The organism is Rhodoblastus acidophilus, assembly GCF_025961575.1.
GTDB classification, from domain to species: domain Bacteria; phylum Pseudomonadota; class Alphaproteobacteria; order Rhizobiales; family Beijerinckiaceae; genus Rhodoblastus; species Rhodoblastus acidophilus_C.
In genome coordinates, this window is record NZ_JAOQNX010000002.1 from 35,810 (window position 1) to 57,254 (window position 21,445).

At 65.3% G+C, this 21,445-nt stretch carries 16 protein-coding genes; 10 read left to right on the forward strand and 6 right to left on the reverse strand.

From position 1 onward, the window contains the following. Nucleotides 1-29 precede the first annotated feature (29 nt). A complete protein-coding gene (locus M2320_RS01395; protein WP_264595761.1) occupies nt 30-2,162 on the forward strand; it encodes a putative bifunctional diguanylate cyclase/phosphodiesterase in 2,133 nt (710 codons plus the stop codon). A 363-nt stretch (nt 2,163-2,525) separates the two neighbouring features. Next, nucleotides 2,526-3,338, forward strand: a complete 813-nt coding sequence (locus M2320_RS01400) for a tetratricopeptide repeat protein (RefSeq protein ID WP_264595762.1) — start codon at nt 2,526-2,528, stop codon at nt 3,336-3,338. 19 nt (nt 3,339-3,357) lie between these two features. Here M2320_RS01400 and M2320_RS01405 read toward each other — a convergent pair whose 3' ends face one another. Next, on the reverse strand, nt 3,358-4,842 hold the full coding sequence (locus M2320_RS01405) for a methyl-accepting chemotaxis protein (protein WP_264595763.1): 1,485 nt from the start codon (nt 4,840-4,842) through the stop codon (nt 3,358-3,360). 218 nt (nt 4,843-5,060) lie between these two features. Next, nucleotides 5,061-5,912, reverse strand: coding sequence for a MipA/OmpV family protein (locus tag M2320_RS01410; protein ID WP_264595764.1), 852 nt, complete (start codon nt 5,910-5,912; stop codon nt 5,061-5,063). Between the two features lie 165 nt (nt 5,913-6,077). Between M2320_RS01410 and yidD the strand changes: the two genes are divergently transcribed. Continuing rightward, nucleotides 6,078-6,362, forward strand: a complete 285-nt coding sequence (gene yidD, locus M2320_RS01415) for a membrane protein insertion efficiency factor YidD (RefSeq protein WP_264595928.1) — start codon at nt 6,078-6,080, stop codon at nt 6,360-6,362. On the opposite strand, the gene M2320_RS01420 is transcribed toward yidD, so the two are convergent. Beyond that, on the reverse strand, nt 6,353-7,249 hold the full coding sequence (locus tag M2320_RS01420) for a hypothetical protein (protein ID WP_264595765.1): 897 nt from the start codon (nt 7,247-7,249) through the stop codon (nt 6,353-6,355). The two genes, yidD and M2320_RS01420, sit on opposite strands and share 10 nt — an antisense overlap. A 161-nt stretch (nt 7,250-7,410) precedes the next feature. Between M2320_RS01420 and thrS the strand changes: the two genes are divergently transcribed. From thrS to uvrB, 3 genes are all read left to right on the forward strand, one after another. Then, nucleotides 7,411-9,339: a threonine--tRNA ligase gene (gene thrS, locus M2320_RS01425; protein ID WP_264595766.1), complete on the forward strand. Its 1,929-nt coding sequence runs from the start codon at nt 7,411-7,413 to the stop codon at nt 9,337-9,339. Between the two features lie 177 nt (nt 9,340-9,516). Next, a complete protein-coding gene (locus tag M2320_RS01430; protein ID WP_184427365.1) occupies nt 9,517-9,807 on the forward strand; it encodes a TM2 domain-containing protein in 291 nt (96 codons plus the stop codon). A gap of 47 nt (nt 9,808-9,854) precedes the next feature. Next, nucleotides 9,855-12,419, forward strand: coding sequence for an excinuclease ABC subunit UvrB (gene uvrB / locus M2320_RS01435; RefSeq protein WP_264595767.1), 2,565 nt, complete (start codon nt 9,855-9,857; stop codon nt 12,417-12,419). A gap of 16 nt (nt 12,420-12,435) precedes the next feature. Here uvrB and M2320_RS01440 read toward each other — a convergent pair whose 3' ends face one another. Both M2320_RS01440 and M2320_RS01445 read right to left on the reverse strand, forming a co-directional pair. Continuing rightward, complete coding sequence (locus M2320_RS01440) at nt 12,436-13,419, reverse strand: hypothetical protein (RefSeq protein ID WP_264595768.1); 984 nt, start codon at nt 13,417-13,419, stop codon at nt 12,436-12,438. Further along, nucleotides 13,416-15,323 (reverse strand): alpha amylase C-terminal domain-containing protein, encoded by a 1,908-nt coding sequence (locus tag M2320_RS01445; RefSeq protein ID WP_264595769.1) that lies wholly within the window; start codon nt 15,321-15,323, stop codon nt 13,416-13,418. Before M2320_RS01445 ends, M2320_RS01440 begins: the two co-directional genes overlap by 4 nt. 306 nt (nt 15,324-15,629) lie before the next feature. Here M2320_RS01445 and M2320_RS01450 point away from each other — a divergent pair, with 306 nt between their 5' ends. From M2320_RS01450 to M2320_RS01465, 4 genes are all read left to right on the forward strand, one after another. Next, entirely contained in the window at nt 15,630-17,237 is a 1,608-nt protein-coding gene (locus M2320_RS01450) for a long-chain fatty acid--CoA ligase (protein WP_264595770.1), read from the forward strand. A 92-nt stretch (nt 17,238-17,329) separates the two neighbouring features. After that, entirely contained in the window at nt 17,330-18,514 is a 1,185-nt protein-coding gene (gene hflK / locus M2320_RS01455; RefSeq protein ID WP_184427369.1) for an FtsH protease activity modulator HflK, read from the forward strand. Beyond that, entirely contained in the window at nt 18,514-19,407 is an 894-nt protein-coding gene (gene hflC, locus M2320_RS01460) for a protease modulator HflC (RefSeq protein WP_184427370.1), read from the forward strand. The genes hflK and hflC overlap by 1 nt, the downstream gene beginning before the upstream one ends. Before the next feature lie 8 nt (nt 19,408-19,415). Then, a complete protein-coding gene (locus tag M2320_RS01465) occupies nt 19,416-20,843 on the forward strand; it encodes a Do family serine endopeptidase (protein ID WP_264595771.1) in 1,428 nt (475 codons plus the stop codon). Between the two features lie 109 nt (nt 20,844-20,952). On the opposite strand, the gene M2320_RS01470 is transcribed toward M2320_RS01465, so the two are convergent. Continuing rightward, nucleotides 20,953-21,150: a hypothetical protein gene (locus M2320_RS01470; RefSeq protein ID WP_264595772.1), complete on the reverse strand. Its 198-nt coding sequence runs from the start codon at nt 21,148-21,150 to the stop codon at nt 20,953-20,955. Between the last annotated feature and the right edge of the window lie 295 nt (nt 21,151-21,445).

Genomic DNA, 21,445 nt, shown 5'->3' on the forward strand with positions numbered 1-21,445 from the left:
GCCGCAACGCGGCGCCTTGCGGGTCACGCATGAAGCACATCTGGCGGAAGCTGAAATCTCTGTTCGGCGCGGCCAACGCGGCCTCCGACGCCGCAATGATCGAGGCCCTGTTCGCCACCGACATCGCCGGCATCGCCGAGACCGATTTTCGCACCGGCAAATTCACCCGCGTCAATGGACGCATGTGCGAAATGCTCTGGCGCAGCGAGAAGGAGCTGCTCAGCCTCGGTCCGCCCGACGTGCAGCACCCCGAAGACGTCGCGCGGATCATGCCGGACTTCATCAAGTCCATGTCGGAAAAGGGCCGCTGGGAGAGCGAGCTGCGCCACGTGCTCCCCGACGGCGAGATCGTCTGGGCGCGGATCAACGCCATGGTGATCGAACGCGACCCGTCCGGGGCGCCGCTGCGCGGGCTCGGCGTCCTGCTTGACATCACCGAAGCGCGGCGCGCCGACGGAAAGGTCCGGGAACAGGCGGAAGTGCTGAAGGTGGCGCAGACAATCGGCCGGGTCGGCGCCATCCGGCGCGACATTGTCGCCGGGCTGATCCACGCCGACGCCTCGGTGCGCGAGATTCTCGCTCTGCCCGAGGGCGATGCGCCGATCCGCACGGAAGACTGGCTTGCCGGTATCCTGGAGGAGGACCGGGGACGCGTCGCCCACGCCATGCGCCTGGCGATCGAGAACGGCGATCCCGGCATCAGCCTCGACTACCGCACGCTCTGCCCGCGCACCGGGGGCTTGCGCTACATCGAATTGCGCGCGCGCTATCATTTCGGTCCCGACGGCAAGGCGGTGTCCTCGCTCGGGGTCGCCATCGACGTCACTGAGCGCCGCGCGGCGGAGCAGCGCCTCGCCCATGCCGCCCACCATGATTCGCTCACCGGCCTGCCCAACCGCAGCCTGTTCCGCGTGCGGCTCGAGGAAGCCCTGGCGCGCGCCCGACGGGGCGTCGGCTTCGCCCTGCTCTGCCTCGATCTCGACCGGTTCAAGGAGGTCAATGACACGCTGGGCCATCCCATCGGCGACCGGCTTCTCGTCGCCGCCGCCGCCCGGCTGCGCAAAGTGTTGCGGGAGACCGACACGCTCGCCCGGCTCGGCGGCGACGAATTCGCCGTCATCCAGACCTGCCTGCTCGAACCCCAAGAGGCCGCCGCGCTGGCGCGCCGCCTGATCGAAACGCTGTCGGCGCCGTTCGACATCGACGGACAGGAGATCGTCGTCGGGGTCAGCATCGGCATTGCGCTGGCGCCGCACGACAGCGGCGAGACCGAGAGCCTGCTCAGCGCCGCCGATATGGCGCTCTACCGCGCCAAATCGGACGGGCGCGGCCTCTGGCGCTATTTCGAACCGGCGATGAACCAGCGCATGCAGGCGCGCCGCGATCTCGAGCTCGATTTGCGCCGCGGGATCAGCGAAAGCGAGTTCGAGATCCACTATCAGCCGATCCTCGACGTGGACACGCGCCGGGTGAAGACGTTTGAGGCCCTGCTGCGCTGGCGCCATCCCACCCGCGGCCTGCTGACGCCTGACCTGTTCATTCCGCTCGCGGAGGAGATCGGCCTGATCGTGCCGCTCGGCGACTGGGTGCTGCGCCGCGCCTGCGACGACGCCGCGCGCTGGCCCGAGTCGATCGGGCTCGCCGTAAATTTTTCGCCGGCGCAATTCCAGTCGCGCCATCTGGTCGCGCGGATCGCCGCCGCCCTGCGCGAGTCGGGACTCGCCGCTCACCGCCTGGAGATCGAGATCACCGAGAACGTCTTGATGCGGGACAAGGAGGCGACGCTCGCCGCGCTGCGCGCGCTGAAAGAGCTGGGCGTGCGCATCGCCATGGACGATTTCGGCTCCGGCTCCTCCTCGCTGAGCTATCTGCAGGTCTTCCCGTTCGACAAGGTGAAGATCGACCGCAGCTTCACCTGCGAACTCGACCGCCCCGGAAACAGCAACGCCATCATGAAGGCGGTGGCGAGCCTGTGCGGCGGGCTGGAAATGGCCGTGGTGGCGGAAGGGGTGGAAACCGAGGGCCAGTTCGCGGCGCTGCAGCGCGAGGGCTGCCGGGAAGCCCAGGGTTTTCTATTCAGCCGGCCGGTGGCGTCGAGCGAATTGCCGGCGCTGCTGCGCCGCCTGGGCGAGCGCCGCGCCTTGACGGTTGCGGCCGAATGAGGCGCGCGGCGGCGCATCACTTTTTCGTGCGGGCGGCGCCTTTATGGCGGGAGCGGCGGTTTCCGACTCGGGGCGCGGGCGGCGCTGCCAATGCGTTGCGCGCGCCCGGGAAAATCCCGGGATTTCGGCGCGAACGGCGTCGCAAGGGCTGGCCGGTCAAATGGATGTGTCTGCGGCGCCACATGGCGGAGGCATTCATTTTACGCCCCCCGAATTGCGCAGCCTTCGCCGCTATTCGGCCATAAACTGGACGCTTGTTGGCGCGAGATTAAAACGTGACGGGCTCGGCGCCCGGATGGATCGAGCGATCCGCAGAGGAATGGGCGAATGGCCGCGTATAGGCGTGTTTTCCTGGCAGCATGCATGGCGAGCGCGACAGCCTTGTCCGCGCTCGTGACGGGAGACGCCGCGCGCGCCTTCGACGGCGCCGACAAGGCCACGGCCTCGACGGTCGCGGTGAAGCCGCTGGAAATTTTCAAGGACCCGCGCCAGGCCCTGCAATCCGCGATGGAGAGCTATCGCGACGGCCATCCCGCCTCCGTCGACGCCCTGAAATATGCCGCAGCCGGCGGCGAGTCGCTGGCGCAATGGAAACTCGGCCGCATGTATGCGGACGGCGACGGCGTGCCGCGCGACGACTTCAAGGCCTACAAATATTTCCTGGAGATCGTCGACAATTATGACGAGGACACCGCGAACTGGCGCGAGAAATCCGTGGTCGCCAGCGCCTTCGTCTCGGTCGGCCTGTTCAACCTGAAGGGCATCCCCGGCGACAAGCTTCAGGCCGACCCGGAAGAGGCCCTGCGCCTGTTCCTGTTCGCCGCCACCCGCTTCTCCGATTCCAATGCGCAGTACCAGCTCGCCCGGCTCTACCACGATGGCGCGCCAGGCGTGCCGAAGGACCACATGCAGGCGGCGCGCTGGCTGAACCTCGCCGCCGAGAAGAACCACGTGGAATCCCAGGCCCTGCTCGGCCAGATGCTGTTCACCGGCGACGGCGTGCCGGCGCAGCGCGCGCGCGGGCTGATGTGGATGGCGCTGGCGCGCGAAGGCGCCGCCGGCAAGTCGCAGGACTGGATTCAGTCGCAATATGAAAAGGCGATCGGCGCCGCCAACGACAACGATCGCCAAGCGGCGCTGGTCTATCTGGAAGACCACGTCAAGCGGCGCTACTGAAGCGGCGCCGCCCGCGCGTTCAGGCGGCGGCCGAGGCGCGCGACATGTCGCGGACGCTGTTCGCCGAAGAGGCCACCTGGTTGGTCGCCGCTGAAATCGACGTGATGTTCCGGCTGATCTCGTTGACGCCTGTCGAGGCGACCTGCATGTTCTCGGCGATTTCGCGCGTCACCGCCGTCTGCTCCTCGACCGCCGTCGCAATGCCGGACGAAATTTCGTTGAGCCGCTGGATGGTTTCCGCAATCGAGCCGATCGCGGAGACGGCGCCGCGGGTGGAGCTCTGCACGCCCTGGATCTGAGCCGCGATTTCGCCGGTGGCGCGTCCCGTCTGGTCCGCGAGCGCCTTGACCTCGTTGGCCACCACGGCGAAGCCGCGGCCGGCGTCGCCGGCGCGCGCCGCCTCGATGGTGGCGTTGAGCGCGAGAAGATTGGTCTGGGTGGCGATTCCGGAAATCAGCGCGGTGATCTCGCCGATCTTCTGCGCCGCCTCGGCGAGGCCGTTGACGATCCGGTCGGCTTCGCCGGCCTGGGAGACGGCGTCGTTCGACATGTTCATCGCGGAGACCACCTGCCGGCTGATCTCCTGGACCGAGCCCGCCAATTGCTCGGCGCCGGCGGCGACCGCCTGCACCGTCGTGCTGGTCTGCGTGGCCGCCGCCGCCGCGCTCGCCGCGCGCGCGTCGGTTTCCTGGATCGCCTTGGCGACCTCCCCCAGTTCCGCGTCAATGTCCTGCGCCGCCGCCTCGCGCTGCTGCCGGCGCAGGACGGAGGCGGTGATGTCGGTGGCGAATTTCACCACCTTGAACGGCTGGCCGTTGGCGTCGAAGATCGGATTGTAGGAGGCCTGAATCCAGACGTCCCGGCCGCCCTTGCCGATGCGCCGGAATTCATCCGCCTTGAACGCGCCGCCGGCCAGATCGGACCAGAATTGACGGTAGGCGTCGCTGGCGGCGAAGGCGGGGTCCACGAACATGGCGTGATGCTTGCCGACGATGTCCTCTCGCGCATAGCCGAGCGCCCTGAGGAAATTGTCGTTGGCGTCGAGGATGGTTCCGTCGAGCTTGAACTGGATAATGGCCTGAACGCGGCCGATGGCCTCGATCTGACCCTCGGCGTCGGCGGCGCGCAATTTCTCCAGGGTGATGTCCGACGCGATCTTGACGATCTTGACCAGCTTGCTGCCGGCAAACACCGGATTGTAGGAGGCCTGAATCCAGACTTCCCGACCGCCCTTGCCGATCCGTCGGAATTCTCCGGCCTTGAACGCGCCGCGCGCCAATGACGGCCAGAAGTCGCGATATTCGGCGCTGTCGCGCTGCGCCGGGTCGAGGAACAGCGCGTGATGCTGTCCCAGAACTTCGGAGCGCTCGTAGCCGAGCGCCCGGAGAAAATTCTCGTTGACCGCGGTCACCCGGCCATCGGGGGAGAATTCGATCATCGCCTGCGACTTGTCGAACGCCGCCAGGGTTTCGGCGGCATGCCGGGCGCCTCGGAACAATTTCATATCGTCTCCAACAGAAAAAAATGTGTCGTATCCGACGTTAAAACATCAAATCTTGCCAATTCATTTTCGACGAAAGGGGACGCAAAGGAACGAAAAGCGAATTCAGCGCTATGTTTCAGCTTATTTCGACTTTTACATGACGTACGTAAACCTGAAGGGGCGCGCTGACATAAAAAAACCCGCCGTCTCCGGCGGGTTTTTTTGAGAGCTTTGGCCGTTCAGAACAGACCAGGGATGATCGGACTGGTGGTCCGGAACCGGTAGGAGAGCTCCAGGCCAGCCGCCCACTGGTTGCGGCTGCCGTCGCCTGCGGCGTTGGCGATCGGGCTGTTGCCGACGCTGTTGGTCAGGCGCTGGTAATTGCCATAGCCGGTGACGCGCCAAGTGTCGTCGATGTCGTAGCGCAAGGCCGCCGTGCCGCCGGCGGCCGTCAATCCGCCCGTCGCGGCATAGGGCGTGAGATGGCCGCCGAGGAAGTTGTTGAGAGCGGCCTGGCCCGGGGTCACGCTGAAATAGGTCTTGGCATATTGGTCGTTGCCAAAATAGAAGCGCGGCCCGATCGAAAACGTGAACTGGCTCCAGCTCTGCCAGACGTCGCCGCCGAGGGTGGCGGCGAGGCCGTCATGCCCGCTCACGGCCTGGCGCACTTCGGCGCGCAGACGACCCCAGCTGACCGGAGACACTTCGGCGAAGCCGCCGAGTTCTAAACTATAGGGCACATAAGCGAGCCCGCGCAGCGCCGCATTGTTGCTGACCGAGCGGTCGCCGACCAGACGGCCGACCACGCCGGCGCGGAACATGCCGTCGTTGAACAAGCCGAAATTGAAGCCGTCATCGGGCGCGCTGAACAGCTCGCGCTCGCCGACCCGGCGCAGGCGGATGCTGGGATAGCCGAAGACGCTGTAGCTCTTCGAGCCCGGATAGGACGGACCGGTGTTGACCGTGCCGGAAACCGTGACGTACCAGTCGTCGCTTCCGGGGGCGGCCTTGACCGAGGACAGGTCCGCCGCCTGCGCGGCGCCGGTTCCCACCGCGAGCGCGGCGAGCAATGTGCGAACAGAAAATTTCAATACCGTAGCTCCAGATTGATTCCAGTGTAACAGCACACCAAAAAGGTGAACAGATCAGCCGCCGGCGCCGGATCGGGATTGTGGCCGGCGTCGTTTTCTTGCAACAGTCCAGGGAGCGCCTTGGTGTTCACGCCCGAAAAATGGCCCCGTCTCGCGGCCCGCGGCATGGTCCGCGTCTACCAGCTCACCCTGTCCGGCCTGATGGGGCGGCAATGCCGCTATCTGCCGACCTGCTCCGCCTATATGGACGAGGCGCTGGACCGCCACGGTCTCTGGGCCGGCGGCTGGATGGGCGCATCGCGGCTGTGCCGATGCCATCCCTGGGGCGATTCCGGTTACGATCCCGTTCCCGAACATCTGGCCGAAGGCGCCGACGCGCTACACCCCTGGCGCTACGGTCATTGGCGGAAGAAACCGGTCTGCGAGGCGGTCGCGCCGGATCAGTCGTGAGCCATGAGCTGCACGGCGAGCGCGTAGAGCCGCATCCGCGCGGGTTCGTCGAGCTGGGCCAGCGTTTCCAGATAGGCGACGCCGTTCCTGCACGCCTGGTCGTCGGGGATCGGAGCCGGCGGCTGCTTGCCGTCAAGCAGCAGCGCGATCGCCTCCGCTGACAGGCCTTTCGCACGCAGCGCCTTTTCCAGCAGGTCGAAATCAGCCTGGCTGGGCGGTTCGCGCTGGATTTTGGCCTTGGCGCCGCTCTCGATCGCCTCGATCCCGGCCAGCGCCTGACCGGCCATAACCGCCCTGTGGGTGGCGGCGAAAAGGGTGAAGCGCTGCGCCGCCGCGCCATTGAGGAAATCGAGGCACAAGGCCGAGTCGGTGGCCGCGAGCTGTCGCGCCACCGCCAATTGCCGTGCGAACAGGGCGTCGAGCGCCCCGTTGTCGGCCCGCGCCGCCAGCAGCCCGCTCTTGCCCCGCGCTTCCTGCACGGCGAGGCTCATCAGCAGGTCCACCCCTTCCGGCTTTTGCAAGCCGCCCTGGGCGGAGGCGTCGCGCAGGGCCTGCGTCCATTCCGCGGGGAAGGCTGCGCGCATCGCGTCGAAGAACGGCGCATAGTCCGGCGCCGCGCGCAGCTTGTCCGCCCAGGCGGATTCGAGCTCGGGGTCGGGCGGAACGAAGGGAGGGCTGGCCGGCGCGGGCTCAGGCCTGACCGCCTGCGTCGTCACCGGCTTGACCGCGAGCGGCGGCGACGCGGGTTCGGGCGCCGGCTGGCTCGGCGCGGGCTCGGCGGGCGACGAGGGTGGCTTCGGCGACAGCACCACCACGCCCAACACGCCCGCGAGCAGCGCCGCAAGCGCCAACAAACCAAGCTGCAACTGTTTGAGATAACGCCGCACGCAACACCTTCCTGACTGCGCCGATTGTCGCCCGGCGCATGCCGGCGCGTCAATCCGGCGCGCCGCCTTGCCAGCGTTGCGCGCCCAAAGCGAATTGGTTAGACCATACGCCCGTCCACAGCTTACGCCGGCCCGTCTCGGCGAGTGAGCAGGAGTTTTGTATGATTTCCGTAACCTTCCCCGATGGCGCGTCGCGCGCCTATGAGCCCGGCGTCTCCGGCTTAGAAATCGCCAAAACCATCTCCCCGTCGCTGGCGAAAAAAACCGTCGCCATGATGCTGGACGGCCAGATGGTGGACGCCTCCACCCCGATCCAGGCCGACGCCAAAATCGAATTCTTGAATCGCGACGACCCGCGTTCCCTGGAGCTGATCCGGCACGACGCCGCCCATGTGCTGGCCGATGCGGTCCAAAGCCTGTTTCCGGGGACGCAGGTCACCATCGGCCCGGTGATCGAAAACGGGTTTTATTACGATTTCTATCGCGAGACCCCGTTCACCCCCGAGGATTTCGCCGCCATCGAGAAGAAGATGCGCGAGATCGTCGCCGCCGACAAACCGATCGTGCGCGAGGAATGGTCACGCGACGAAGCCATCGCCTGGTTCGAAAAGCATGGCGAGGCCTTTAAGGTCGAACTGGTGCAGGCCATTCCGGCCGACCAAAAGATCTCGATCTATCGCCAGGGCGAGTGGCTCGACCTCTGTCGCGGCCCGCACATGCAATCCACGGGAAAGATCGGCAACGCCTTCAAGCTGATGAAGGTGGCCGGGGCCTATTGGCGCGGCGATTCCTCAAAGCCGATGCTGCAGCGCATTTATGCGACCGCCTTCGCCAAGCAGGAAGACCTCGACGCCTATGTGAAGCAGCTGGAGGAAGCCGAGCGCCGCGACCACCGGCGGCTGGGGCGCGAAATGGACCTGTTCCATTTCCAGGAGGAAGGCCCGGGCACCATCTTCTGGCACCCCAAGGGCTGGACCCTGTTCCAGTGCCTGATCTCGTTCATGCGCCGGCGCCAGCAGGCCGCGGGCTATATTGAAGTCAACACGCCCCAGGTTTTGGATCGCGCCCTGTGGGAGACCTCGGGCCATTGGCAGACCTATCGCGAAAACATGTTCCTCACCAAAACCGAGGACGAGCGGATTTTCGCGCTCAAGCCGATGAACTGCCCCGGCCATGTGCAGATTTTTAAGAACGGCCTGAAGTCCTACCGCGACCTGCCGATGAAGATCGCCGAATTCGGCATCGTGCATCGCTACGAGCCCTCCGGCGCCATTCATGGCGTGATGCGCGTGCGCGCCTTTACCCAGGACGACGCCCACATTTTCTGCACGGAAGAGCAGATCATGGCGGAGGCCATGAAGGTCAATGAGATGGTCATGACCATCTACAAGGATTTTGGCTTCGAGGACATTGTCGTCAAGCTTTCGACCCGGCCGGAAAAGCGGGTGGGGTCCGACGAGAACTGGGACCGCGCCGAAATCGCGCTGAAGAAGGTGCTGGACGAGTTGGCGGCCCAGGGCGTGAAAACCGGGATCAACCCCGGCGAAGGCGCCTTTTATGGTCCGAAGCTCGAATATACCCTGCGCGACGCCATCGGCCGCGAATGGCAATGCGGCACCACCCAGGTGGATTTCAATCTGCCCGGCCGGTTCGGCGCTTTCTACATCGGCGCGGATTCCGACAAGCAGACGCCGGTGATGATCCATCGCGCCGTATTCGGTTCGCTGGAGCGGTTCACCGGCATTCTGATCGAGCATTTCGCTGGGCATCTGCCGCTGTGGCTGTCGCCGGTGCAGGCGACCATTTGCACGATCACCTCGGACGCCGACGATTACGCGCTGGAGATCGCCGCTTTGGCCCGCAAGGCCGGGCTGCGCGTCGACACCGACCTGCGCAACGAGAAGATCAACTACAAGGTGCGCGAACTCTCGCTGGCGAAAATCCCGGTGCTGATCGTGGTGGGTCGAAAAGAGGCGGCGGAGCGCACCGTGTCGATCCGCCGGCTCGGCTCGCAGGCGCAGACCTTTGCGACGCTCGACGAGGCTTTGACCAGCTTGACGGCGGAGGCGACCCCGCCTGATTTGCGCTGAGTTAGCGTCCGTGAACGCCCTCGCCCTTCGAGACGCTTGCTTCGCAAGCTCCTCAGGGTGAGGGCTCATCTTCGTCGCTGCCTTGACCCCTGAAGTCGCCCTCATCGCTTAAGGAGGCTCCGCAGGAGCCAACTCGAAGCACGAGGGCGGTCCCGGATTTTTCTGGAGGTTTTTTCCATGCTCATCTGTCGCGGCTGCGGCCATCAAATCCACGAATCCGCTATCGCCTGCCCCAATTGCGGCGCGCCCAACACGACCTCGCCCAAGCGCATCCTGCCGGCGGCGCTGCTGTGCTTCTTCTTCGGCCTGTTCGGCTTCCATCGCTTCTACGTGGGCAAATGGGGCACCGGCATCCTGCAATTGCTGACCGGCGGCGGTTTTGTCGTCTGGACCGTCTATGACTTCGTCATGATTCTGTTCGGCAATTTCACCGACAAGCAGGGCAACCGCATCAATCTCTGGACCTGATCGTCAAGGCGGTTTTCAAACGGACCCTGCGCCGCCATATTCGGCGCATGTCCAAAAAACCTTCGACCCCGCGCAGCCGGGCCTCCAAGCCGGATATCAAACCGCTCGACGAGCATTTGGCGGCCCTGCTCAACCCGGCTTTGGTTCCGTCCGGCATGGCCGAGGCCGCCTCGCCTTACATCGGCGAGCGGCTGAACGACGAGGAGGCCGAGCGCTACGGCCTCGGGCAAGAGCCGGAGCTGGTCCGGGAAAAGCCGAAACGGCGGGCGCCGGCGCGTGAGTCCTTCGCCACCGGGTCGGGCGCGACGGCCGAAAGCCTCGCCGAACTTTTGGAGAAGGGCGACCCCAATCTGCGGGAAGCCAAGCCCTGGGTTCCCCATCGTCCGGCGCGCCCGGAAAAGTCGGAAGGCGGCGTCCGATTTGATCTGGTTTCGGATTACAAGCCGCAGGGGGACCAGCCGCGCGCCATCGATGAACTGGTTGCGGGACTGGACCAGGCCGAGCGCGACCAGGTGTTGTTGGGCGTCACCGGCTCCGGCAAGACTTTTACCATGGCGCAGGTGATCGCGCGCTCGCAGCGCCCCGCCCTGATCCTCGCGCCCAACAAGACGCTGGCCGCCCAGCTCTATGGCGAATTCAAAAGCTTTTTCCCGAACAACGCCGTCGAATATTTTGTGTCCTATTACGATTATTACCAGCCCGAAGCCTATGTGCCGCGCACCGACACCTATATAGAAAAAGAATCTTCGATCAACGAGCAGATCGACCGGATGCGCCACGCCGCCACCCGCGCTTTGCTCGAACGCGATGACGTGATCATCGTCGCCTCCGTGTCCTGCATCTACGGTATCGGCTCGGTCGAGACCTATACCGCCATGACCTTTTCGCTCAGCGTCGGCGAAAAGCTCGACCAACGGCAGTTGCTTCAGGACTTGGTCGCGCTGCAATACAAGCGCACCCCCGATTTCGCGCGCGGCAATTTTCGCGTGCGCGGCGACACCGTTGAAGTTTTTCCGGCGCACTATGAGGACCGCGCCTGGCGCATTTCCTTCTTCGGCGATGAGGTGGAGTCGCTGGCCGAATTCGACCCGCTCACCGGCAAGAAATTGCACGAGCTGGAGCAGGTCAAATTTTACGCGAACTCGCATTATGTGACGCCGCGCCCCACGCTGCTGCAGGCGGTGGATTCGATCAAGGCGGAGCTGCGCCAGCGGCTGGACGAGTTGCACGCCTCCGGGCGGTTTCTCGAGGCGCAGCGGCTGGAGCAGCGCACGCTGTTCGACATCGAAATGCTCAACGCCACCGGCTCCTGCGCCGGCATCGAAAATTATTCACGCTATCTCACCGGCCGCAAACCCGGCGAGCCGCCACCGACCCTGTTCGAATATCTGCCCGACAACGCCATCGTCTTCACCGACGAAAGCCATGTCACCGTGCCGCAGATCGGCGGCATGTATCGCGGCGATTTTCGAAGAAAGGCGACGCTGGCGGAATATGGGTTCCGACTGCCCTCCTGCATGGACAACCGGCCGCTGCGTTTCGAGGAATGGGACGCGATGCGGCCGCAATCCGTTCACGTCTCCGCCACCCCCGGCGACTGGGAGCTGGAGCGCGCACAGGGCGTATTCGTCGAACAGGTGATCCGCCCCACCGGGCTGGTCGATCCGCCCGTGGAGGTGCGCTCGGCGCGCACCCAGGTGGACGACGTTTTGGGCGAAATCCGCGACACCGCCGCGCGGGGCTATCGCACTTTGGTCACCGTGCTGACCAAGCGCATGGCGGAAGACCTCACCGAATATCTGCACGAGCATGGCGTGCGCGTGCGCTACATGCATTCGGACATCGACACGATCGAACGCATCGAGATCATCCGCGACCTGCGGCTGGGCGCCTTCGACGTGCTGGTCGGCATCAATCTTTTGCGCGAAGGTTTGGACATTCCCGAATGCGCCTTGGTGGCGATTTTCGACGCGGACAAGGAAGGATTTTTGCGCAGCGAGCGGTCTTTGGTGCAGACCATCGGGCGCGCAGCGCGCAACGTCGACGGCAAGGTCATTTTGTACGCCGATTCCATCACCGGCTCGATGGAGCGGGCGATGGGCGAGACGCAGCGCCGCCGCGAAAAGCAGCTCGCCTTTAATGCGGAACATGGGATCACGCCCGCCACGATCAAACGCGGCATCGCCGACATTTTGGGGTCCGTGGCCGAGCAGGACCATGTCACCGTGGATACGGGAGTCGCGACGCCCGCCGCCATCGGCCACAATTTCCAGACGACGCTCGCCGATCTGGAAAAGCAGATGCGCGCCGCCGCCGCCGATCTCGATTTCGAGACCGCCGCCCGGCTGCGCGACGAGATCAAGCGGCTGCGCGCGGTCGAGTTGACCGTCGCCGACGACCCGCTGGCGCGGCAGGCCGATGTCGAGGCGGGCGGCGGCGGGTTTTCCGGCGCCGGGAAATATGGGTCGGCCGCCAATCTGCCGCCCAAGACTTCGTCTTCAAGAATTCACAAGCCGACCGACGCCGATATGGGGCCGCATAATTTCGGCGGCGGAGAGGCGAAACCGAAGGCCAGCGCGGCGTGGAAGCACAAGGGCAAGAAACGGCGGTGAGCCGACCCAAAAAAGATCAGCGCTGTCTCAGGGTCGAGGGAGACAAGGCGGTGAGAATCCCCGCCGCCCCACGGCTCGGCAGGCAGCGGTCGTCGATCACGACGCTGCCCATGAACATCGCGATCGCCTGAAGCAACTCCGCGTCGCCGCGGCATGCGGCAAGCAGCGGCGGCACGCGGGCGTGAAAAGTGTAATAGCCTTGCGCGTAAGCCCAGTGCTCCTCGGCCCCCAACCGATGCAGAACGGCGAACAGCGAGCCGCTCAGCAGCGCGATCTGGTGCGCGCCCCCGCCCTGGCTGGAGATGAAACGGTGGCAACGCGCCAGCAGCGCCGCCTTGAAGCGGTTGAGATCTGCCTCGCCCGTGGCGCCGCGATGCGCGGCAAACAGGTCGTCGAAGGCGAACACCTCGGGATGGCGCCGCAACAGGCCGCGATCGTCGAGATCTGGCAGGGTTTCGTTGTGGTCCTCAACATAACCGCCTTCGGGCGGCGACATGCCGTGGCGAATGTAAACAATGACGAAGGCATGTTTGAGCGTTCTAAAAATCGCGTCGAGCGTCGGCAGAGGGATGTGGTTGACGGGCCCCCTGCCCCATTCGTTGACGTATTTGTTATGGACGATCAGCAGCGGGCGCGACGCGTCCAGGCCGCAGGCGAGCGGCACAGCGGCGAAACGCGCGCGCAGGTCGGGGCAGAAGTGGCGCGAAGACCGCCCCTCGCCATCGAAATCGTGCTCATTCCTCACCGGCAGCCAGTCCGGGCGTCGATCTGGCGGCACATAGCGGCGAGCGTCGGGCTTTTCGATCAGTTCGGCGCAGGCGAGGTCTTCATAAAAGCAGCGCATGCCGCGATAGGTCACGATGCGGCGCCCCTCAAGCAGGCCCTCGCGCGCGAGCCAATGGACGAAGGGCAGGAACAGAACCAGTTCGGGTCCGAATTCTCCCGAATATTCGAGGGTTTGGGGAAGAGTATCCTGCAAGCGGCCCGAAAAAACGTTCATTTGTGATCCGCCATTCCTAACGCGACGCTCGGCGTCGCCCTCGGTTGGCTCAAAACGAGCACGCTGTTTGCCGGGATCACCAGCATCGACGACGCAGGCATGCCATGCATCCCCTCGCCGTCGGCGCTCACCGATCCGCCATTGCCCGCGACCCACGGATTGGGGAAATTGTCATAAGCGTCGCTATTAAAAACTTCGCGCCAGACGCCGGGGCTGGGCATTCCCAGGCGGTAGTCGTATCGGGTGAATTCGGCGAGCGACACGACCACCACGATGTCCCCGCCCTTGCTCCAGCGATGGAACGCCAGGATGCGGTCATTGTCGTTGACGTAATAGGCATTGACCTGGTCGCCGCGCAAAGCCTCGTATTGGCGGCGCAGCGCGATCAGGTCGGCGGTGCAGCGCCAATGGTCGGACATGGCCTTGTCAGCGCCCTCAAATCCTTCCCACCACAGCAGATTGTCGCCCTCGGGCGTCCATTGCTTGTCCTCGAGAAACTCCTGGCCCATGAACAGCTGGGGGATGCCGGGGGCGGTGAGCAGCAGGCCCATCGCCACACGGGCGCGGCTGCGCGCGTACCAGGAGCGGCGGTTGGCGGAATCGGCCAGCGCGGCGATGCGCTGCTGGCGCCCGATATGGGCGAGATCGTGGTTCTCCACGCAGGTCACCGTGCGCCAGGGGCGATCAAAGCCGAACCGGCTGAGCGCCGCCGCGACGCCGCTCATCGGCAGCGGCCCATGCCCAGTGTAGGACGCAGCCTGGATCGCATCACGAATCCGGCTGCGCAACACATCATGCTGGACCACATCCAGCCCCTCGCCGCCCGCCGTCACCGGCGCGACGATCGGCAGCGCGCCATCGGAGGCGTCGAAAGCCGCGCCCGTCCAAAAATTCGGGTCCTGCAAGAAGCTCGGCCAGCGCGACCTCAGCCGTTTCGTATAGTCGCGGCAGAACACCCATTCATCCGCCCGGTCGGCGGACAGCAGAATGCCGATCTCGTCATAGCGCAGGCCGTCGGCATGCACTTCGTCGGCGTAAAACCGCGCGTTCTCGTGCAGAAAACGCCGCACCTGGTCCTTCCAGGCGGCGAAGGCGACGCCGCTGTCCCGAACCGCCGACGCCAGGCTGTCGCTGGCGTCGGCGCCGTCGACGAGGCCGCCGACATTGCCGTCGACGTCGAACACCACGGCGATGCCGTGGATGTGGCAGAGGTCGACCAGCGCCTTGAGCTGGTTGTGCGCCGAATGCAGCGCGCCCGCCGGCAGCGGGCCAAACCCCTTGGCGGCGAGGATGGCGTCGATCTGCGGCGCCAGGCGCTCGACCTCTTCCGCCGAGGCCACATAGGGAAAGTCAGGCGAAAACAGATCAACGCCGCGCCCGCCCCTGTCCGCCGGCAGGGGTTGCAGCACGTTGACGCCGAGACGCGCCAGATAGGGGGCGAGGCAGGCGGCTTCGAGCAGGTTCGACGAGCGGCCCTCGGCGCGGGTCGCGAATGTGCCGATATGCGCCTGATAGACGATCATCGCAGAAAAATCGGGCGTGACGAAATCGGCGTCATGCCAGGGATAGGTCGAGGCGCCGCGCAGGATGGCGTAGGCGTTCAGGCGCGTCGGATCGAGTTCGCGCGCCGTCGGGTCGCGCTTGTAATCCGCCGATCCCTCGCCGATGACAAAATAGCGGTAGCGGTCGCCGTCGCGGGCGCCCGCCTGGAACCCGGTCCAGAAGCCGAACGGGTCTCTCGCCAGCAGGCGCGCTTCCGTTTGCTTTTCGAATTCGGCCCCGCCGAACAGGCCGTTGAGATAAACGGCTTTGGCGAGCGGCGCCCAGACCTTGAAGGTCGCGCCGCCGCGGGAAAGGGTCGCGCCGAGCGGCGTGTTTTCGTCAATATTGTCTTGCGAAAGCATGGCCCAAAAATCCTTTTTTCCAAGCGAAACCGCCCCGCGAGTCCCGCGAGGACACGGCTCTTGACTGGAAACCGGCGCGCCTTCCCGAGCGCTCGCTCGGCAAAAACGCAATTCCATTCCAAGGTTTACTTGAACGCAGCCGTATGGGTCGGATGGCTTCGGGCCATTGCAAAGTGCTCAAGCATTCATGATTTCAACGACACCGTCAACTTGACAGACCGTTCGGAACCAAAGTTGTTCTCTTTCGTGGGATCGCGCTAACATCCCCCAAAACAACAATGACAAATCATTTTGGGGAGGATCGCCATGCTCGGCCTGATGCAGCGGCGCGAATTGCTAATTTCGTCGATCATCGTTCATGCCGCGCGCCACCACGGCGCGGCCGAGGTCATCTCACGCCGCGAAAACGGCGCGCTGGCGCGCACGACTTATGCGCAGATCGAGGCGCGGGCGCGAAAACTCATGGGCGCCCTGCGCGAACTCGGCGTCAAGTTCGGCGACCGCGTCGCCACGCTCGCCATGAACAGCGACCGGCATCTCGAGCTTTACTATGCGATCTCGGGCATGGGCGCGATCTGCCACACCATCAACCCGCGCCTGTCGGTCGACGATATCGGCTATATCCTCGACCATGCCGAAGACGGCGTGCTGTTCGTCGATCCCGGTTTTCTGGCGCTGGCGGAGAGCGCGGCGGCGCGGACGCCTAGTCTGCGCGCGATCGTCGTGCTCGGCGAGGCGGCCGAAATCGGGACCTGTTACCCGCCACATGGCAAGAATTTTTATGCCTACGAAACGCTGATCTCCCAAGCGGTGGCGGCGTCCGACTGGCCCGAGTTCGACGAAAACACGGCGAGCGGCCTGTGCTACACGTCGGGAACCACCGGCCGACCAAAAGGCGTGCTCTATTCGCACCGCTCCAGCCTGCTGCACGCCTTTGGCGTGTGCATGCCCGACGGCATCGGCCTGCGCGCCACCGACCGCGTTCTGCCCGTCGTTCCCATGTTCCATGTCAACGCCTGGGGGCTGCCCTATGCCGCGCCCATGGTCGGCGCGACCCTGCTGATGCCGGGCCGCCAGCTCGATCCCGTCTCGGTGCTGCGGTTGATGAACGAGGAGCGCGCTGAACTGGCCGTAGGCGTGCCGACCGTCTGGAGCGCCCTGCTCGCCCATATGCGCGCCACCGGCGCCCGGTTCGAGACGCTGAAGCGCATCTTGTCGGGCGGCGCCGCCCTGCCCCTCGCCCTTGTCGAAGGTTTCGCCGAATTTGGCGTCGAGGCCATTCAGGGCTGGGGCATGACCGAAACCAGCCCCTTGGTCACCGCCAATCGGCCCAAGCCTTCGACTGTGAAGGCGCCCGCCGACCACGCCTGCAAGCAGGGCCGCGTGCTGTTCGGCTCGGACCTGCGCGTGATGGGTGCGGAAGGAGAGGTTGCCTGGGACGGCAAGACCCCAGGCGAAGTTTCGTGTCGCGGCCACTGGATCGCCAGCGGCTATTTCCGCCATCAGGACAATATCCTGACGCAGGACGGCTGGCTTCCCACCGGCGATGTCGGCGTCATCGACTCCGACGGATATCTAAAACTCACCGACCGCACCAAGGACCTGATCAAGTCAGGGGGCGAATGGATCAGCTCGATCGAACTGGAAAACATCGCCGCCAGCCATCCCGACGTCGCCGAGGCCGCCGCCATCGCCGTTCCCGACGCGATCTGGGGCGAGCGGCCGCTGGTGATCGTCGTGCCGCGCGAGGGCCGCGCGCCCTCCCCGGCGGCGATCAGACAATTTTTCGAGGGCAAGGTGGCGAAATATGCGGTGCCCGACCGTGTGGAGATCACCGACGCCCTGCCGCATGGGGCGACGGGAAAACTGCTGAAAACCGAGCTGCGCCGGATTTTTCTGGCTTCAAAGGACTGAATTGGTCGCCTGCGCGCCAACATCGCGCGCCGCGCCTGTTCCGTTCCGCCATTGCCGCGCTATATAAGTCCTGCAATCCATTCGAGGACTTCATGCCCTGGCAAAATCAAGGTGGTGACGGCTCCCGCAAGCCGGATGACGGCGCGGGCGACAAAAATCCCTGGGGCGCCGCCCCCAAGAATGACACGCCGAAGAATCCCTGGGGCGATCCGCCCAGGAACGACAATCCCTGGGGCGGGCCGCCCAAGAACCCCTGGGGCTCCGGCCCGGACCTCGAGGGTCTTGTCCGCGGCGCCCAGGAAAAACTCGGGAAATTCGGCCCCGGCGACATCACCCCGCGCATCGGCGCCATGATCGCGGGCGTGCTCGCCTTGCTCTGGCTCTCCAGCGGTTTCTATACGGTCGATCCCAACCAGGTCGGGCTTAATCTTGTCTTTGGCCGCTATGTCGGCAAGACCGGGCCGGGCCTGAACTACAATTGGCCGAGCCCGGTCGGCGACGTCGTCAAGCTCAATGTCACCGACCGCAATTCCATCGACATTGGCGCGCGCGGCGTGCCCAGCATTTCCAGCATCGGCGAGGCGCCGGAGGAAAGCCTGATGCTCACCGGCGACGAGAACATCGCCGATGTGAAATTCCGGGTGATCTGGCAGATCGACCCGAGCAAGCCCGAGGATTTCGCCTTCAACATCAAGAACCCGGCCGAGACGATCAAGGCGGTGGCGGAAAGCGCCATGCGCGAGATCGTCGGGCGCACGCAGATCCAGCGTCTGCTCACCGCCGAGCGCAAGGTGATCGAACCCGCCGCGCAAAAGGCGATGCAGGACATTCTCGATTCCTACCATGCCGGCGTCACCATCCTGCAGGTGCAATTGCTCTCCGTCGACCCGCCGCCGACCGTGATCGCCGCCTTCCGCGACGTGACCGCGGCGCAGCAGGACCGCAGCCGCTTCATCAACGAGGCGCAGGCCGAAGCCAACAAGATCGTGCCGCAGGCGCGCGGCGAAGCGTCCAAGATCGAGCGCGACGCCGAAGCCTATCGCGAGCAGACCGTGGCGGAGGCGCGCGGCCAGACCGCTCGCTTCCTGAAAATCTTCAATGAATACAAGAAGGCGCCGGAGGTTACCCGCGAGCGTCTATATCTCGAAACCATGGAGCGCGTGCTGCATTCCGGCGACAAGATCATGCTCGACCGCGCCGGCGCGCTGCCGGTGCTGCCGCTCAACCCGCTGCAAGGCGGCGAGCATTCCAACACCAAGCCCGCGGGAGGTCGCTGATGCGCGCGCGCATTCTGTTCGTCGTCGGCGCGCTGGCCCTGCTGCTGGCCTATGCCTCGGTGTTCGAAGTCCGGCAGACCCAGCAGGCGCTGATCCTGCGCTTTGGCGAGCCCCTGCCCGGCCGCGGCCTGGTCACCGAACCCGGCCTGCACTTCAAGCTGCCGCTGATCGAATCGGTCGTCTATATCGACAACCGCATCCTCGATCTGGAATCGCCGCAGCAGGAGGTGCTGGCGTCTGACAACCAGCGGCTGGAAGTTGACGCTTTCGTGCGCTACCGCATCACCGATCCGCTGAAATTCTACCAGACCGTGCGGACCGTCGCCGGCGCCGGCAACCAGCTCGCGTCCGTGCTGAACTCGGCGGTGCGCCGCGTGCTCGGCGACGCCGACCAGACCCGGATCGTGCGCGACCAGCGCGTCGAGCTCACGGCGAAAATCCGCGAGCAGGTCGACGCCGAAGCGAAAAGATTCGGCCTGACCGTGGTCGACGCGCGCATTCGCCGGGTCGATCTGCCGCGCCAGATCTCCGAAAAAGTGTTCGACCGCATGCGCGCCGAACGCGCCCGCGAGGCGGCGGAATATCGTGCGCTCGGCCAGCAGGAATCGGCGCAGATCACCGCCAGCGCCCAGCGCGACGCCACGGTGATCGTCGCCGAGGCCCGGCAGAAGGCGGAGACGCTGCGCGGCGAAGGCGACGGCGAGCGCGCGAAGATTTTTGCCGACGCCTTCGGCCAGGATGCGGATTTCTTCACCTTCTACCGCTCCATGCAGGCCTATGAGACGGCGCTGAAATCGGGCGGATCGCGGTTCGTGCTGTCGCCGGAGGCCGATTTCTTCCGCTACTTCAATTCAGCCTCCGGCAAGGCGCCGGCGCCGAGCCCGAACAAGTGAGGTTTTCCATGAAATTGCTCGCGGCGGCGCTCGCCGGCCTGCTCGCCCTCTCCGCCCCGGCTTTGGCCCGGGGCGCTCCGGAATCGTTTGCCGACCTCGCGGAACAGGTGACCCCGGCGGTGGTGAATATTTCCGCCACCCAGGTCGAGGACCGCAAGGCGGAGAAATTGCCGCCCGGCGGCCAGCTCGACGACATGTTCGAGGAATTTTTGAAACGCCACCGGCAGCCCAACGGCGACCGGCCGCGCCGCTCGTCCTCGCTGGGCTCGGGTTTCGTCATCGATTCTAGCGGCATCGTCATCACCAACAACCATGTGATCGCCGACGCCAACGAGATCGACGTGATCTTCACCGACGGCTCGAAACTGCGGGCCGAACTGGTCGGCAAGGACGCCAAGGTCGATGTCGCGGTGCTGCGGGTGAAACCGCCCAAGCCGCTGGCCGCCGTCAAATTCGGCGACAGCGACAAGGCGCGGGTCGGCGACTGGGTGCTGGCGGTGGGCAATCCCTTCGCGCTCGGCGGGTCCGTCACGGCCGGCATTATTTCCGCCAAAAACCGCGACATCGACAGCGGGCCCTACGACAGTTTCATTCAGACCGACGCCGCCATCAACAAGGGCAATTCCGGCGGCCCGCTGTTCAACATGGCCGGCGAGGTGATCGGCATCAATACGGCCATTCTCTCGCCCTCGGGCGGTTCGATCGGCATTGGTTTCGCCACGCCCGCCGACACGGCGCAGCCGGTGATCGAGCAATTGCTCAAATTCGGCGAGACCCGGCGCGGCTGGCTTGGCGTGCGCATCCAGAAGATCGACGAGAGCATCGCCGACAGCCTGGGCCTGGGCAAGGCGCGGGGCGCGCTGATCTCCGGCGTCGAGGACAAGGGGCCGTCCGCGGCCGCCGGGCTCAAGGCCGGCGACGTCATCGTCTCCTTCGACGGCAAGGCGGTGCCGGACGCGCATGAACTGCCGAAGATCGTGGCGCAAACCCCGGTCGGCAAGGAAGTCGATGTGGTGGTGGTGCGCGAGGGCAAGGAGGTGACGAAGAAGGTCACGCTCGGCCGGCTCGACGAACGCGGCGCCAAGCCGGCGAAACTCGGCGAGCTGAAGCCGCAGACGCCGCCGCCGGCGGCGACGACGGTGAAGGCGTTCGGCCTCGAACTCGCCCCGCTCGACGATGCGGCGCGCGGCAAATTCCAGATCAAGGAGGGGGTCGCCGGGGCGCTGGTGATCCGGGTCGATCCCGACAGCCGCGCCGCCGAGCAAAAAGTGGCGCCGGGCGACGTCATCACCGAGATCAACCGCACGCCGGTCGCCCGGCCCGACGACGTCCAGGCGCAGCTCAAGGTTTTGAGGGCGGAAAAGAAAAAGACGGCGCTGATGCTGGTGGCCAATGGCCAGGGCCAGGCGCGGTTCGTCGCGCTGCCGTTGGAGTAACGGGGCATCCGCCAAGAGCGCGCCAAGAGCGCAGACCGGAAAACAAAACAGAGCCCGTTCGGCGAACGGGCTCTGTTCTTTTTATGCGCTTTCTACAGGCGAAACGCGCTCAGTAGCTGTGCCGGCGGTTGACGCGGCGGGATGTGCGGCGGGAGGAGCGATGCGCCACGCCCGCGCGCGTCACCACCTGGGTCGGGGCGACGCCCACGGTGGCGTCGGCGGGGGCCGCGACGGGAAGCGCGACGCCGGCGAACGCCGGCTCGGCGAGCAGCGCGACCACACCCAAGGCGAGCACAAATGTCTTCATGTCCTTCTCCCTTTTTCCGCCGTTCTTATCGCGGCCGACCCCTTCTGCTGCGAAGGGGCGGCGCCTGTACGGGGTGAAGAAGTATTGCGAACATCCCCGCTGGATGCAATTGCGGCGCTGATGAACAATCCGTGTTTGCAGACTGGCGCCCGTCTTGGGCGACGCTCGTGAACGCGGTCCCGGGATCACGGCCATGGTTCGAGACGGCCGCTGTCGCGGCCTCCTCACCATGAGGGATTTCTCTATATATTCCAAAGCGCCCGGATTTCGTCAGCGGTTTGAGGGGCGCCTTGCG